The organism is Bordetella muralis (genome assembly GCF_054781015.1).
In genome coordinates this window covers 257,856-273,109 of the sequence record NZ_BAAGVF010000010.1, presented here as the reverse complement: position 1 = coordinate 273,109, position 15,254 = coordinate 257,856, and the positions used below count along the sequence as shown (strand labels likewise).

The following is a 15,254-nucleotide window of genomic DNA, read 5'->3' as shown; positions in this document are numbered from 1 at the left end:
CTACATCTTGACCACATCCACTCCCGCCGGCGGGGTAAAGCGAAACTCGTTAGCCGGCAAGGACGGATTGGATTGAATCTGGGAAAGCTCGACGCGCGTTGTCTGCCCAAACGAATCGAGCAGTTCGACTCGCGACGGGAGATTGCTTTGCATGCCGATGTCAACCTGTGCAAAGCCCGCATCGGCATTGCGCGGCTTGGCGCGCAGCCACTGCAGACCATCGCGGTCCGGCAGCGGCGTTACGTCGAAGGCTTGCTCCAGATCGCCTGAGCCAAACAAAATGGCGGCGGGCGACGTGCCAATCGCTTGATCCACCTGGCGCGTGGTCACCTGAGCCAGATCAGGATCATATTGGAACAGGCGTTGTCCATCGGACACGACCAGTTGCTCATAGGGCTGGCTCACCGCCCATTTGAACTTGCCGGGGCGCTGAAAGGCGAAATTGCCACTCTGCGCACGCTGAGCGCCACCTTGTGGCCCGGTGGTAGTTTGCGTGAATGTACCCGTCGCGCTGTTGACGTTCGCGACAAAGGCTTTTAATTGCGTGCGCGCATCGGCAGCCAGCGCAGCCAGGGGGCTGAGCGACAACCAGACGGCAGCAGTGGCCGTCGCAATGGCGACAGCCCAAGGACGACGTGAACCGAGCATCAGGCTTCCTCTTTGGACGGCACCAGGATTTCCCGATTACCGTTGGATTGCATTGCAGACACCATACCCGATTGCTCCATTTGCTCCAGTAACCGGGCCGCACGGTTGTAACCAATTCGCAGATGGCGCTGCACGAGCGAGATCGACGCGCGGCGATGCTTCAAGACAATCTCGCATGCCTGGTCATACATCGGATCGCTTTCGGCGTCGCTCATGCCCGTGACACTGCCCACGCCATCGCCCGTCTCACCCTCGAGAGCGCCCTCGAGCAAGCCTTCGATATAGTTGGGCTCACCCTGCGCCTTCAGGTGTTCGACCACGCGGTGAACCTCGTCGTCATGCACAAAGGCGCCGTGCACCCGCACTGGCAAACCTGTGCCGGGAGGCATGTACAGCATATCGCCCTGCCCCAGCAGCGTTTCCGCGCCCATCTGATCGAGAATGGTGCGTGAGTCGATCTTGGACGACACCTGGAATGCAATACGCGTGGGAATGTTGGCCTTGATCAGGCCCGTGATCACGTCCACGCTGGGACGCTGTGTCGCGAGAATCAAGTGAATACCGGCCGCCCGGGCCTTTTGCGCCAGGCGAGCGATGAGTTCTTCGATCTTTTTACCGACCACCATCATCAGGTCGGCCAGCTCGTCGATGACCACCACAATAGTGGGCAGCGGCGAGAGCGGCTCGGGCTGATCCGGCGTCAGCGAGAATGGGTTGGGAATCGGAGCCTCACGCTTGATCGCATCGCGGATCTTGGTGTTGTAGCCGGCCAGGTTGCGCACGCCCATTTTGCTCATCAGGCGATAGCGCTTTTCCATTTCGCCCACGCACCAGTTCAGCGCGTTGGCAGCATGGCGCATGTCCGTAACCACGGGTGCCAGCAGATGCGGGATGCCCTCGTAGACGCTCATTTCCAGCATCTTGGGATCGATCAGGATCAGTCGCGTGTCGGCCGCACCGGCTTTGTACAGCAGCGACAGGATCATGGCATTGATACCGACCGACTTACCCGAGCCTGTCGTACCGGCTACCAGCAAGTGGGGCATTTTGGCCAAATCAGCGACCACCGGATTACCGGCGATGTCCTTGCCCAGCGCCATCGTCACGACAGAGTGGCTGGCATGATAGGTCTGCGAGCCCAGGATTTCGGACAGCTTGACCATCTGACGGCGTGGATTGGGGAGCTCCAGCCCCATCAGGTTCTTGCCCGGGATGGTTTCCACCACCCGGATGCTGACCAGGCTCAACGCACGCGCCAGGTCTTTGGCCAGATTGACGATCTGGCTGCCTTTCACGCCGGTGGCTGGCTCAATTTCGTAACGAGTAATAACTGGTCCGGCCTGGGCCGCCACCACGGTCACGCTCACGCCAAAATCGGCGAGCTTCTTTTCGATCAGGCGAGACGTGAACTCGATGGTCTCGGCCGACACCGTTTCCTGGTTCTGCGTAGGAGGATCGAGCAGACTGATCGCGGGCAGATCGCCCTCGCCCGACGGCGGAGCGAACAAAGTCTGCTGCTTTTCCTTTTCGACCCGATCCGAGCGCGGCACCACCGTGATCGCGGGCTCGATGCGCACAGGTTGTTCGTGCGTCAGTTTTTCGTGCTTGGCTTCGACCTGCTCGGTACGGACGGCCTTGGCGACCTCACCGACCTTGCGGTCCTGACGGGCGGTATAGGACTCACGTATACGACGCATTACGCCCTCGAGCCAGGTGCCGACGCGCTCGGCCACATGCAGCCACGAGAATGAGAAAAACAGGCTCAGGCCAATCGCTATCAATACCAGCAGCGCCAGCGTCGCCCCCGTGAACCCCACGCCCTGCGCCAGGTTGCTGGCCAACATCTGGCCGATCACGCCGCCCGCCCCGCTTTCGCCGTCGGTGCCGCCCGGCAAATGCATGCCCCAGCTATACAGCCGTAATGCCTCGATCCCCAGCGAACCGATCAATACCAGGAAAAATCCGACGCCTTCTTCCCAGTGGACACGCGGCAGGACCTCGGGCTGCTTGCCATCGGCGCGCAGCTGGCTGGCCAGGCGGCGATAGCCGGCCCGCACTCGATGCAACAGCAACACCACCCACCACCAGGCAGAATACCCGAACAAATACAACAAAATGTCCGACAGATAGGCCCCGAACGTGCCTCCCCGGTTGTGAATCGCACCATTGGTCACAGAATGTGACCATCCCGGATCGGACGGCGACCAGGTGGCCAGCACCAGTGTCAGCCAGGCGGCCAGGGCGGCGAACAGAATCCAGCGAGCCTCGCGCAGCAACGCGGAAATACGCGTTTGCAGCGGCGAAGGGCCGTTACGGGTGTTGCGCGAGGCGCGCGGAGAAGCAGTTGAAATACGCGGCATAGGGCTCATTATAATTGGGCATCCCCTTAAAGATAATCATCTATGTCCACGCCCAAACACGCTAAAGTTTTGATACTAGGATCCGGCCCCGCCGGTTACACGGCTGCCGTCTATGCGGCACGGGCAAATTTGTCCCCCGTCCTGGTTACAGGTCTGGCCCAAGGCGGCCAGTTGATGACCACTACCGACGTCGATAATTGGCCTGCTGACGTCGACGGCGTACAAGGTCCCGACCTGATGCAGCGCTTTCAGCAGCATGCCGAGCGATTCAACACCGAGATGGTGTTTGACCATATCGCCAAGGTGGATTTGTCCAAGCGCCCCTTCACGCTGACAGGCGATACCGGCAATCTGTATACCTGCGACGCGCTGATTATTGCGACAGGCGCTTCGGCCAAATATCTCGGCCTGCCCTCTGAGGAATCCTTCATGGGCCGCGGCGTGTCGGGCTGCGCGACCTGCGACGGGTTCTTTTACCGCAACAAGGACGTCGTCGTGGTGGGCGGCGGCAATACCGCAGTCGAAGAAGCCCTCTACCTGTCCAACATCTGCCGCAAGGTCACCGTCATTCATCGCCGTGACAAATTCCGCGCCGAACCTATCCTGGTCGACAAGATGATGGACAAGGTCGCCAACGGCAATATGGAGCTCAAGCTGTTCCATACGCTGGACGAAGTCCTGGGCGACGATAGCGGCGTGACTGGCGTACGTATTCGCAGCACCGAAACCGGCGAAACCCAAGATCTGGACGTCATGGGCGCCTTCATTGCGATCGGCCATCAACCGAATACCGGCATTTTCGAAGGGCAACTCGAAATGAAAGACGGTTATATCGTGACCAAAAGCGGTCTGTCAGGCATGGCAACGATGACTTCGGTGCCCGGCGTTTTTGCCGCGGGCGACGTACAAGACCACGTCTACCGCCAAGCCATCACCAGCGCCGGCACGGGTTGCATGGCGGCTCTGGACGCACAGCGGTGGCTGGAGAATGCGCAATAGCAAAGGCGGCCTGGGTGATCTGAAACGTTTGCACCAGGCCTCGCAACAAGCCCGCGCGCGGGCCGAGCAGGCGACACGGGTTGCGCGCCAGGCGGCGCAGGCCCGTGCTGCGGACAGCGATCCCGACGCGTTCCGTCGTGCGACCAAGACCGTCACGCCACTCAAACAATCCGGGCGTCGCGTACCCGAGCCGGCCAGTCCTGCCGCTTCGCCTCAGCATGGGAAGCCCCCTGACGGACTTGCCCCGATCAGCGCTGCCGTTGCCATGCGCCGCGCAGCAGCCATGGGCGAGACACCTAACCGCGCCGATGCCGGTTTTTCTGATGGGGCCGAAGTCGCCCATCTGCTCTCGGAGGGCGGCACGGCTTTTGTGCGTGCTGACGCAGCGCCCGATACGGCTCGCAACCTGCGCCGAGGCCAATGGCCCGCCGGCGCAGAGTTGGATCTGCATGGCCTGCGTGTCGAGCAGGCTCGCCATGCCGTCCTGTCCTTTTTAGACGAATGCCTGGAACATGGCATCCGTTGCGTGCGCATCGTGCACGGCAAGGGCCACGGGTCGCAAGGCCTGGAGCCGGTACTCAAAGACAAAGTGCGTACCTGGCTGGTCCAGAAAGCCGAAGTCATGGCTTTTTCTCAAGCTTCGGAACGCGAGGGAGGTGCGGGGGCTTTGCTGGTCCTGCTGCGCCAGACCGGGGCCAGACGCTGATCAGAGCAATCCGGCAACGCCGCGCCTCGCGGCTTTCCTTTCCGGCCTGGTTGCCGGGTTTTCTCGGAATCAAACATGAAATGGGTTTATCTGGGCATCGCCATCGTGGCTGAAATCATAGCCACGAGCGCACTGAAAAGCTCCAGCAGTTTTACTCGGCTGGTTCCGTCCGTGATCACCGTGGCAGGTTATGCCGTGGCCTTTTACTTCCTGGCCTTGACCCTGCGCGAAATACCCGTCGGCATCGCCTACGCCATCTGGTCTGGCGTGGGCATCGTGCTGATTTCACTGGTGGGCGCGCTGTTTTTTAAACAGCACCTCGATGCACCGGCAATCCTGGGCATTGCGTTGATCATCGCGGGTGTGGTGATCATGAATGTGTTCTCGAAATCGGTCAGCCACTGACACGTGGCAACGGAGCGCAGATCCACGCGCCACGCCGCTCTCTGAACAATGGCATGGTCAAAGGGCTATTAAGCGCCTCGTGCGCTCACGGTGATGCGGGCGGCTTGCCATCCGGCTCACGCAAATACTGCACCAACATCGTCGTCGCCCGATCGGGCGGCGGCGTCAACAATGACACGACGATGATCGTCAAGAACGCCGCTGGCGCGCCGAATACACCTGCCGCAATCGGCTGAATCCCCCACCACAACTCCATCGGCTGGGCCCGGTCAATCCCGAACACCCACTCCCGCAGCCAAGGATGCGTGTGGGCCATATAAGTGAATGTCACCGCCAATCCGACGACCATGCCGAACGTCGCTCCCCATTTATTGGCCCGGCGCCAAAAGATGCCCATGACCAATGCGGGGAAAAACGATGACGCGGCGAATGAAAAAGCCGCCGACACCATAAACAGGATATCCGCAGGCTTGCGCGCCGCCACCCAAGCCGCGCCGAACGCCACGACCAGCAACAGTATTTTGGACACCATGACGCGACGCGCGGCCGACATACGTGGCGAGACCACTCGATACCACATATCGTGCGACAGGGAATTCGACAAAGTCAGCAACAGACCGTCGGCCGTCGACAGCGCCGCAGCCAATCCGCCAGCCGCCACCAACCCGGAAATCACATAGGGCAGGCCGCCGATTTCGGGCATGGCCAACACCACCACATCGGCGCCCATGCTGAGTTCGCCCAACTGCACCGTGCCATCGCGATTTACATCGACCAGATCAAGCAGATTGACGTCCACCGCACTCCAGGCATGCACCCAACTCGGTAACGACGCGAACTTCGACCCCACCACTTGCGTGTAGACCTCGTACTTGATCAGCAGCGCCAGCGCTGGCGCCATGAAATACAGCAGCAGGATAAATAGCAACGACCAGCACACCGAACGCCGCGCCTCGACGACCGACGAGGTGGTGTATGAACGCATCAAGATATGCGGCATGCCGGCTGTCCCCAACATCAGGCATAACACCAGCGCCAAGAAATTGGTGCGCATATCCTGCCGCTCTTGAGGATCTTTCGACGGGAAAGGCTCTGCATGAGGCACAGGCGGCGAGCCACGGGCCTCGTAAATCGCCCTGGCCTGCGACCAGGCGGCACGCGCTTCTTCGACACTCGCCGGATAGGTTTCGAGTTCGCGCTCCACCGTACGGATGTCGATCATGGGCGCGTTCGCGGCGGCCAACTGCGCCAGGCGGCTGCGCAACCGGTCTTTTTCTTGGGCCCATGATTGCGGCAGAGCCTGCAGCCGCTGCGTCATTTCATCGGCCCGCGCTTTCCATAATTGCCGTACCTGCAACTCGGACACATCCTTGCCCATTTGCGCTTCGCGCTCGGTGATTTCTTGCAGCACCTTTCCCGCCGACAGCTGCGGCAGCGGCATATCTGTGTGTTTCATCGACAACCACACGACGGGCACCAGATACGCCACCACCAGGATGATGTATTGGCCGACTTGCGTCCACGTCACCGCACGCATGCCCCCCAGGAAGGAACACACCAACATGCCGCCCAGCGCGACAAAAATGCCGAGCTCGAACGAAATACCGGTCATACGGGTCGTGATGATCCCTACACCGTAAATTTGCGCGACCAAATACGTAAACGAGCACAGCACTGCGCACGCCACCCCGGCCAGGCGCGCCAGATTACCGCCATAACGGGCGCCCATGAAATCAGGGATCGTGTATTGACCGAACTTGCGCAGGTATGGCGCCAGCAACAGCGCTACCAGCACGTAGCCCCCTGTCCATCCCATGATGTACGCCAACCCGCCATATCCCGTCAGGTATAGCGTTCCAGCCACACCGATGAACGAGGCCACCGACATCCAGTCGGCCGCCGTTGCCATACCGTTATAAACCGCCGGGACGCGGCGGCCCGCCACGTAGTATTCGACCTGATCGGACGTCCTGCACACAATGCCGATACCGGCGTAGAGACTGACCGTGACCAGCAGGAAAACATAGCCAATCCAGTCGCGTGCCATGCCGGCAACCTCGGCTAACGCCAGCAACACAATCAGCAGGGCGAAACCCGCGGTATACAGCACGTAAATGCGGCGCAGCCGGATCTTGAAGTCGCGTGCGTTATCTCCGGAAAATGGCATCAATTGCCCCGCTCGCCATCACTGCGAGCCTGTGCATCGGCCCGATTCATCAGGCGAGCATAGATACCTATCAGCACCAGATAAGACAACGGCGCCCCATAGGCAGCCATCCAGAACGCAAATGGCCAGCCGATGAAATCAAACGACAGCTCACGAGCGAAATAAGCAGGAAGAAACGTCAACGCCATCCAACAGAGGAGGAGCACGCCGGTCAAGATCAGATTGCGCCGCCAATAGCGCCGCATCGCAGGGGGAGTGGAACTCGGGGAATCCGGCATATTATTCATTGGTATCCACGTTGCCGCAGTCTGCCCATTTTGCAACATCTGGCGTTCGGAGCGCTATATGCGACAACGGCCGGCACCTGATGGTGCCGGCCGTTGTGCGTTTTGCTCTTATTAGGGTACTGCCAGTTATTTATACCGGTGCCGCCGGTTGCCCTTTGTGGGCTATTTGTCTCCTCACCTGCATGAACATGATTGTGCACCATGACCGGGATTGTCACACTAGGGGAATGCCCTAAGGTGGCGCAAATACATCTCCATGTTTGCACCGATACGGTGCATTTTAGAGGAGAAAATCATCCAGAACCGTCGGCCTTGTTTTCCCGTGAAAACCGCTTTCGAAGATAAAAAAAAGCCACCTACAAAGTAGGTGGCTAAGAACAAGGTGCCCCGACTCCGCTCGGAAAAGGGCAACCCGTACCTAGATCTTAGAAGCGGTGACGGATACCAACGCCAACGGTCAGCGCCTTGTTGCCGTCTACGAAGTCAGCAGCGTCAGCATACGAAGCGACCGAATACAGGTTGGTGCGCTTGGACAAGTCGTAGGTGTAGCCCAGGCTGTAGATGTCCATGGCTTCCAGACCCTTGTTAGGATCAGCACGTTGCCACGAAGCGAAGACGTTGCTGGCACCGCCGATCGGAGCGCTGACACCGACCAAGTACGAGTTGATCTTCAGACCGTCCCAGGTGAAGGCGTCGTTCGTGCCGCCTTGGCCCTTGGCGGGGGTGTTGGGATTGCCCAGACCGCCCATCACGTCAAAGTCTTGACCAGCGAACACGCCGTCGGAGGTGCGGCCATAGGCCAACGCCAGCTTCAGCACTTCGAAGTCATACGAACCGCCAATGATGAATTGCTTCGGTTGCGGTTGGCTCGGGTACAAGAACTGTTGGTCGTACGTCAAAGCGACGTTCAACGGACCATTCGCGTAACGAACACCTGCGGTGATCGCACGGCTGTTGTCGCCAGTCTTGAATTCGCCCGGACGCTCTTCGTCATCCACGTTGAACGAATAACCGATACCGGCTTGGAAACCGCTGAACGACGGGGTTTGGTACATGACCATGTTGTCGTAGCGAACGGTGTTGGCGGCGCTGAACGCCGTACCCATCGTCGAGTTCAAGTAGCTGAGCGAGAACGGATCGATGCTGGCAAAGTACTTGGAAGCGATGTTGGTTTGGCGACCCAAATCAATTTGACCCCAAGATTCGCTGCGCAGACCGATGGTGGCTTGACGACCGAACAGACGGCCACCTTGAGCGCTGTTACCATTGCTGGCACCGAAACCGCTTTCCAGCACGAACACGGCTTGCAGGCCATCGCCCAGATCTTCGGTACCACGCAGACCCCAGCGCGAGCCGCTCTGGATGCCGTTGGTCATACCGATACGAGACTGGTAGTTACCGCCGTACAAAGCACGGTTGCTGTCTTCAGTGCCAACCTTGTTGCGTTGATAGGTGATACCCACGTCGATCAAACCGTACAAGGTCACTTGCGTTTCAGCGTACGCAGTGCCGGCCATGCCGGCGAGGATCGCGCCAGCCAGCAGAGTTTTTGTTAGTTTCATATCCTCATCCCGATCAGTAGAGAAAGCCGCTAGTCCCCACCCGTGGAGACCGCCAGAACCCATACCTTAGGGAAACGTTTTGTCCACCCCAAAACCAGGAACTACACAAAGAATCCAAATATTTCTTACATAACGATTAATTCGTTGTTTTTTAAGGAAATTGTGGATTTCAAATAAATCATTAAGTTACTTAAGACACATTTAGAAATCGAGCCTTTATTGCGTGTTAACAACAACCATGGGGTGACATAGTCCGACTTATGAGGTCGCTTTGCGCAAGAACTCGAATTTTCGGGTTGAGCCTATTTAGAGTGCAGATGTTGCCGAATAAGGGGAGTTTTTGGCTAAATATGTCCGGGTAATAACTCATGACATGACACATCGAATCGCAAAGATTCGCAATAAATGCCCTCTCTCACCCCAAAATCGTCACCATCTGACAGGATTTGCTCATGTCGATGAAGACCTGGTGGACAACCATGTTATGGAACAAAAAAACCGCCCAAAGGGGCGGTTTTTCATGAAGATCCAAACCGCGAAACCATGGTTTCGCGAATAGCGCTTCACATATGGTCGATCATCACTTGACCGAAACCGGAGCACGAAACCTGGGTCGCGCCCTCGAGCAAACGGGCAAAATCATAGGTGACGTGCTTGGACAGGATCGATTTCTCCATACTGGAAATGATCAGATCGGCGGCCTCGACCCAGCCCAGATGACGCAGCATCATTTCAGCGGATAAGATCTCTGAACCCGGATTGACGTAGTCTTTGCCGGCGTACTTGGGCGCAGTGCCATGCGTCGCCTCGAACATGGCCACCGAGTCAGACAGGTTGGCCCCCGGCGCGATGCCGATCCCGCCGACCTGCGCGGCCAAGGCGTCGGAAATGTAGTCACCGTTCAGATTCAGTGTGGCAATAACGTCGTACTCGGCCGGCCGCAACAGGATCTGTTGCAGAAAGGCGTCGGCAATGGAGTCCTTGATGGTGATTTCCCGGCCCGTCTTCGGGTTTTTGAATTTGCACCACGGACCGCCGTCGATCAGTTGCGCGCCGAATTCCTTTTGTGCCAACGCATAGCCCCAGTCACGGAAGCCACCCTCGGTGAACTTCATGATGTTGCCCTTGTGCACCAGCGTGACCGATGCCCGGTCATTATCGATCGCGTATTGAATGGCCTTGCGTACCAGGCGTTCGGTGCCTTCGCGCGACACGGGTTTGATGCCGATAGACGAAGTATTGGGAAAACGGATCTTCTTGACACCCAGCTTGGTCTGCAGAAACTGAATCAGTTCTTTGGCCTGCTCGCTGTCCGCCTCGTATTCGATCCCGGCGTAGATGTCTTCCGAGTTTTCGCGGAAGATCACCATATCGGTCTTTTCCGGCTCACGTACGGGCGAAGGCACGCCCTTGAAATAACGTACCGGGCGCAGGCAGACATACAGATCGAGCTGCTGGCGCAGCGCCACGTTCAGCGAGCGGATCCCGCCTCCCACCGGTGTCGTCAACGGTCCTTTGATTGACACCACATAATCTTTGACCACATCCAGCGTTTCATCAGGCAGCCACACATCCGGCCCGTAGACCTTGGTGGCCTTTTCGCCAGCGTAGACCTCCATCCAGTGGATTTTGCGCTTGCCGCCGTAGGCCTTTTGAACTGCAGCATCCACGACCTTGATCATCACGGGCGTAATGTCCGCCCCCGTACCGTCACCCTCGATGTAGGGGATGATGGCCTGATCAGGTACGTTCAGGGAAAAATCAGCATTGACCGTGATTTTCTGGCCCGCAGAGGGAACCTTGATATGTTGGTAGGACATGAATGCTCCTGTTGCTCCTGGGGGTTGCTCGCTCGCCACCAGATCGCAGCGGCCAGCATGATTATCGCCAGCCACCGAGCCAGACGGCGGACCGTAGCTCATTCTAGCGCCCATTCTGACGCCCGTGCGGAGGGATGAAATCCCGCAGGCGTAAAATGAAGACTTTCCTTTCTGTCTCTACAGACGTTACGTCACATGTTCAACCCGTCCCGGGATCAAGTCCGCGAGTTCTTTATCGAAACCTGGCGCAAACACCGTGCCAATGAAATTCTGACGCCATTGGAATCGATGGCGCTGGACTGGATCATTGAGCACCCCGAATATCACGGCGATCTGGAACACCCCGAGGCCATGACGGCGGAGTATCCGGTCGAAAAAGGCCGCACGAATCCGTTTCTGCATCTGTCGATGCATTTGGCCATCGCAGAGCAGTTGTCCATCGATCACCCGCGCGGAATCCGTGCCGCCTACCAGAAGCTGGTCGCGCGCAGCGACGCGCATCAGGCCGCACACGACATCATGGACTGTCTGGGCCAGGTCGTCTGGGAAGCCCAGCGACTTGGCACTGAACTCGATAGTGATGTCTACATCGACCTGATTCGTCAACGCGCAGAGCGTTAACGGCCGCCGTCAACGACGGCGACCATAACCCTCAACAGAAATCAACCGGGCAGGTGCGGCGATACCTGGCGTGCTTTATTTGCGCACACCGAGATCGCTGGGCTGCGCGGACAGCCACTGCGCCACGTGTTCGATGTCCTGATCCGACAACTGCGCCGCAAAAGCCCCCATGATGGGATTTTTACGTACGTTGGCCGTAGCGGCCGTGCCGGCGGCACCTCGCCTGTAGGCCTTTAGCGCATGGATAAGATAATCCTCGTGCTGCCCTGCCAACACAGGATAGGCCGGGTCAACGGATGTCTTGGCATCGGCGCCATGACACGAGGCGCAGTTGAACTTATCGAATACCGCTTTACCGGCGGCCAGATCCTGGGCCTGCACACCGCCACTGGCGGCGGCCAGCATAGTCCCTGCCAAGATCAACGTATAGCGTTTCATCATGTGCCCTCGCATCACTTGAGATTAGAGTAATAGGCGGCCAGATCAGCAATGTCCTGGTCGCTCAGGCTGCCCGCGATGGCATCCATGGTCGGATGGCTGCGCGCGCCTTTTTTGTACTCATTGAGGGCGGCTTCGATGTATTTGGCGTTCTGGCCAGCAATCATCGGCACATGATAGAGCTCGGGAAAACTGGCTTTGTAGCCAGGAATGCCATGGCACCCGATGCACATGGACACTTTGCTTTTGGCGTTCTGGATATTGCCAGTCGGTGCTGCCTCGGCAGCAGCCGCCTGACCAGCGATCGCACAGGACACCACTACAACCAGCGAGGACAGAAAGGTTTTCAACTTCATTGGAATGGCTCTTTGTAAGGCTGAAAACTGTGCTCGGGATGAGCGGCCGGGCCTGAACCCAGCTACAAACCCGGTCGATTGTACGATAATTGTCGTTGAGCCATACTAACCCACGCGCGGACATGCTCCGCCCTTCTTTCGCTGCCATCGCCTATGTCCGCTGCCCAGAGTCCCGCTGCATCCCGCTTCGAAGGAACCGACCGCTACGTCGCGACCGACGATCTCAAATTGGCCGTCAACGCGGCACTGACGCTGCAACGCCCCTTGCTGATCAAGGGCGAACCCGGCACCGGCAAGACCATGCTCGCCGAAGAAGTCGCGCTGGCGCTGGGACGCCCGCTGCTGCAGTGGCACATCAAGTCCACGACCAAGGCGCATCAAGGCCTGTATGAATACGACGCCGTATCGCGCTTGCGCGACTCGCAGCTCGGCGACGAAAAGGTGCGCGACATCCGCAACTACATCGTGCAAGGCACGCTATGGCAGGCCTTTGACGCGCCCGAGCCCGTGGTGCTGTTGATCGACGAGATCGACAAGGCGGATATCGAGTTTCCCAATGACCTGCTGCGCGAACTCGATCGCATGGAATTCCATGTTTACGAAACGCGTCAAACCATTGCCGCACGCCACCGGCCGCTGGTGATCATCACCTCGAACAACGAAAAAGATCTGCCTGACGCCTTTCTGCGCCGCTGCTTTTTCCACTATATCCGCTTCCCGGATCGCGAAACGATGCGCGACATTGTCGACGTGCATTTTCCTGATCTGAAGCAAGACGTCTTGCGTGCAGCGCTGGACACGTTTTTCGCCCTGCGCGAAGCCCCCGGGCTGAAAAAGAAGCCGTCCACCTCCGAGCTGTTGGACTGGCTGCGCCTGCTGTTGGCCGAAGGCGCAACGGCCTCGCAAATCGAAGCGCACGCTGCAGCCTCCGTCCCGATGATGGCGGGTGCACTGCTCAAAAACGAACAGGACGTGCAGTTGCTGGAACGTCTGGCGGCCATGACTCGCGGCAACACCCGGCGCTGACATGCTGATCGACTTCTTCTACCATCTGCGCGCGCACAAGCTGCCAGTGTCGGTCAAGGAATACTTGACGCTGCTGGAAGCCCTGCAGCACCAGGTCATGTCGCCCACGCTCGATGACTTTTATTTCCTGGCGCGCACTGCACTGGTAAAAGACGAGTCGCTCTACGACCGTTACGATGCCGCTTTTGGCGCCTACTATCGCGGCATTGAGGCGGCGTTGCCCGCCGACAAGGACATCCCGCTCGACTGGCTGATCAAGCAATTCGAAAAAAGCCTGACGGCCGAAGAAAAAGCCGCGATCGAAAAGCACGGCTGGGACAAACTGATGGAGCTCTTCAAAGAGCGCCTCGAGGAACAAAAGGAACGCCATGCCGGCGGCAACAAATGGATCGGCACAGGCGGCACGTCCCCTTTTGGCAATAGTGGCTATCACCCCGAAGGCATTCGCGTAGGCGGCGATTCCGCCGGCAACCGCACTGGCGTGAAAGTCTGGGACATGCGGCAGTTTCGCGACTACGACAATCAAATCGAACTGGGCACGCGCAATTTCAAAGTCGCATTACGGCGGCTGCGCCGTTTTGCACGCGAGGGCGCAGAACTGGAACTGGATCTGGACGACACCATCACCAGTACGGCACGCAATGCGGGCCACCTCGATTTACGGCTCGTACCCGAACGCCATAACACGGTCAAAGTCCTCATGCTGTTGGATGTCGGCGGCAGCATGGACGACCATATCGCGCGCGTCGAAGAGCTGTTTTCTGCAGCGCGCAGCGAGTTTCGCAATCTGGAGGTCTATTACTTCCATAACTGCCCTTACGAAACGCTGTGGCAAAACAACCGTCGGCGCAACAGCGAACGCTTTGACACCTGGGACGTGCTGCGCAAATACAACCCCGATTGGCGGCTGATCATCGTGGGCGACGCCACCATGAGTCCGTACGAGATTCTGCAACCAGGCGGCTCGGTCGAGCATTACAACAAAGAACCTGGCGCAGTCTGGCTGCGGCGATTGCTTGATACGTGGCCCAAGGCCGCGTGGCTCAACCCCGAGCCCACGGCATCGTGGCAATACCGTCAGTCCATCGCACTGCTGCGCGACATCATGCAACAGCGCATGTACCCGGTGACGGTAGCCGGCCTGGAACAGGCGATGCGGCAGTTATCGAAATGATTCCGCTCAACCGTCAACGGGCTCGACGGGCGTATCCAGAATCAACTGGTAAAACGCGAGATCCAGCCAGCGACCGAACTTGAACCCTGCGTGCCGTATCGTCCCGGCATGCACGAAGCCGAGTTTTTCATGCAGCCTGATACTGCCCGCATTCGTGGCGTCAATGCCACCGACCAGCACATGCAGTTGCGCCTGCCGGGCGCGATCGATCACGATACGCATCAGGGCTTCGGCCAGCCCTCTTCCACGAAAACGGCTCTCGACGTACACCGAGTGCTCTACCGTATATTTGTTGGCAGGATAGGCGCGAAACGAGCCGTAACTGGCAAAGCCCATCAACTCGCCTGCCTCGTTTTCAAAGCCGACAACAGGGAAGCCGCCCGCCGCTTTCGCCTGAAACCACGCCTGCATCGAGGTCAAGGTGCGCGGCTTGTAGTCGTACAAGGCCGTCGAGGTCAGGATCGCGTCATTGAAAAGTTCCAGGATGGCCGCAGCGTGGCGTTCGTATGAACACTCGACCAACGTGGCGCCAACAGGCAACGCAGGAGACAGGAGGGGATTCATTGGAAAGTCCGGGGGCTCGCCTTTCTGGGTGAAAGACGACATACATATCGGCCTTGAGCCGGGCTAGACGCCATACTGATTCGGGCAAATTATAACGGCGAGGTTTGCAGGGCCGCTCAGA

Annotated in this window: 15 protein-coding genes; 6 read left to right on the top strand and 9 right to left on the bottom strand. The window is 58.6% G+C overall.

Annotated elements, in window-relative coordinates:
• Together lolA and ACYVIT_RS25970 are read right to left on the bottom strand one after the other, a co-directional pair.
• Positions 1-648 (bottom strand): outer membrane lipoprotein chaperone LolA, encoded by a 648-nt coding sequence (lolA, locus tag ACYVIT_RS25975; RefSeq protein ID WP_415807050.1) that lies wholly within the window; start codon positions 646-648, stop codon positions 1-3.
• Positions 648-3,008: a DNA translocase FtsK gene (locus tag ACYVIT_RS25970; protein WP_415807049.1), complete on the bottom strand. Its 2,361-nt coding sequence runs from the start codon at positions 3,006-3,008 to the stop codon at positions 648-650. Before ACYVIT_RS25970 ends, lolA begins: the two co-directional genes overlap by 1 nt.
• A gap of 42 nt (positions 3,009-3,050) precedes the next feature.
• On the opposite strand from ACYVIT_RS25970, the gene trxB reads away from it, so the two are divergent.
• From trxB to ACYVIT_RS25955, 3 genes are all read left to right on the top strand, one after another.
• Entirely contained in the window at positions 3,051-4,007 is a 957-nt protein-coding gene (trxB, locus tag ACYVIT_RS25965; RefSeq protein ID WP_415807048.1) for a thioredoxin-disulfide reductase, read from the top strand.
• Positions 3,997-4,713, top strand: coding sequence for a Smr/MutS family protein (locus tag ACYVIT_RS25960; protein ID WP_415807047.1), 717 nt, complete (start codon positions 3,997-3,999; stop codon positions 4,711-4,713). The genes trxB and ACYVIT_RS25960 overlap by 11 nt, the downstream gene beginning before the upstream one ends.
• A gap of 75 nt (positions 4,714-4,788) precedes the next feature.
• The gene (locus ACYVIT_RS25955; protein WP_415807045.1) at positions 4,789-5,118 is read left to right on the top strand and encodes a DMT family transporter; all 330 of its coding nucleotides are present in this window, start codon (positions 4,789-4,791) and stop codon (positions 5,116-5,118) included.
• Positions 5,119-5,203: 85 nt separating this feature from the next.
• On the opposite strand, the gene ACYVIT_RS25950 is transcribed toward ACYVIT_RS25955, so the two are convergent.
• The 4 genes from ACYVIT_RS25950 to icd form a co-directional block, all read right to left on the bottom strand.
• The gene (locus tag ACYVIT_RS25950) at positions 5,204-7,285 is read right to left on the bottom strand and encodes a sodium:solute symporter family protein (RefSeq protein ID WP_415807044.1); all 2,082 of its coding nucleotides are present in this window, start codon (positions 7,283-7,285) and stop codon (positions 5,204-5,206) included.
• Positions 7,285-7,563, bottom strand: coding sequence for a DUF4212 domain-containing protein (locus ACYVIT_RS25945; RefSeq protein ID WP_415807183.1), 279 nt, complete (start codon positions 7,561-7,563; stop codon positions 7,285-7,287). Before ACYVIT_RS25945 ends, ACYVIT_RS25950 begins: the two co-directional genes overlap by 1 nt.
• Positions 7,564-7,997: 434 nt before the next feature.
• On the bottom strand, positions 7,998-9,134 hold the full coding sequence (locus ACYVIT_RS25940; protein ID WP_415807043.1) for a porin: 1,137 nt from the start codon (positions 9,132-9,134) through the stop codon (positions 7,998-8,000).
• A 563-nt stretch (positions 9,135-9,697) separates the two neighbouring features.
• Entirely contained in the window at positions 9,698-10,954 is a 1,257-nt protein-coding gene (icd, locus tag ACYVIT_RS25935; protein WP_415807042.1) for an NADP-dependent isocitrate dehydrogenase, read from the bottom strand.
• A gap of 195 nt (positions 10,955-11,149) precedes the next feature.
• Between icd and ACYVIT_RS25930 the strand changes: the two genes are divergently transcribed.
• Positions 11,150-11,575 (top strand): DUF1841 family protein, encoded by a 426-nt coding sequence (locus ACYVIT_RS25930; protein ID WP_094820078.1) that lies wholly within the window; start codon positions 11,150-11,152, stop codon positions 11,573-11,575.
• Between the two features lie 75 nt (positions 11,576-11,650).
• On the opposite strand, the gene ACYVIT_RS25925 is transcribed toward ACYVIT_RS25930, so the two are convergent.
• On the bottom strand, positions 11,651-12,013 hold the full coding sequence (locus ACYVIT_RS25925) for a c-type cytochrome (protein WP_415807182.1): 363 nt from the start codon (positions 12,011-12,013) through the stop codon (positions 11,651-11,653).
• 14 nt (positions 12,014-12,027) lie between these two features.
• Positions 12,028-12,369 (bottom strand): c-type cytochrome, encoded by a 342-nt coding sequence (locus tag ACYVIT_RS25920; RefSeq protein ID WP_415807040.1) that lies wholly within the window; start codon positions 12,367-12,369, stop codon positions 12,028-12,030.
• A 153-nt stretch (positions 12,370-12,522) separates the two neighbouring features.
• On the opposite strand from ACYVIT_RS25920, the gene ACYVIT_RS25915 reads away from it, so the two are divergent.
• Both ACYVIT_RS25915 and ACYVIT_RS25910 read left to right on the top strand, forming a co-directional pair.
• Positions 12,523-13,395 (top strand): AAA family ATPase, encoded by an 873-nt coding sequence (locus tag ACYVIT_RS25915; protein WP_415807039.1) that lies wholly within the window; start codon positions 12,523-12,525, stop codon positions 13,393-13,395.
• Between the two features lies 1 nt (position 13,396).
• A complete protein-coding gene (locus ACYVIT_RS25910; RefSeq protein WP_415807038.1) occupies positions 13,397-14,569 on the top strand; it encodes a vWA domain-containing protein in 1,173 nt (390 codons plus the stop codon).
• A 6-nt stretch (positions 14,570-14,575) separates the two neighbouring features.
• On the opposite strand, the gene ACYVIT_RS25905 is transcribed toward ACYVIT_RS25910, so the two are convergent.
• A complete protein-coding gene (locus tag ACYVIT_RS25905; protein WP_415807037.1) occupies positions 14,576-15,133 on the bottom strand; it encodes a GNAT family N-acetyltransferase in 558 nt (185 codons plus the stop codon).
• Between the last annotated feature and the right edge of the window lie 121 nt (positions 15,134-15,254).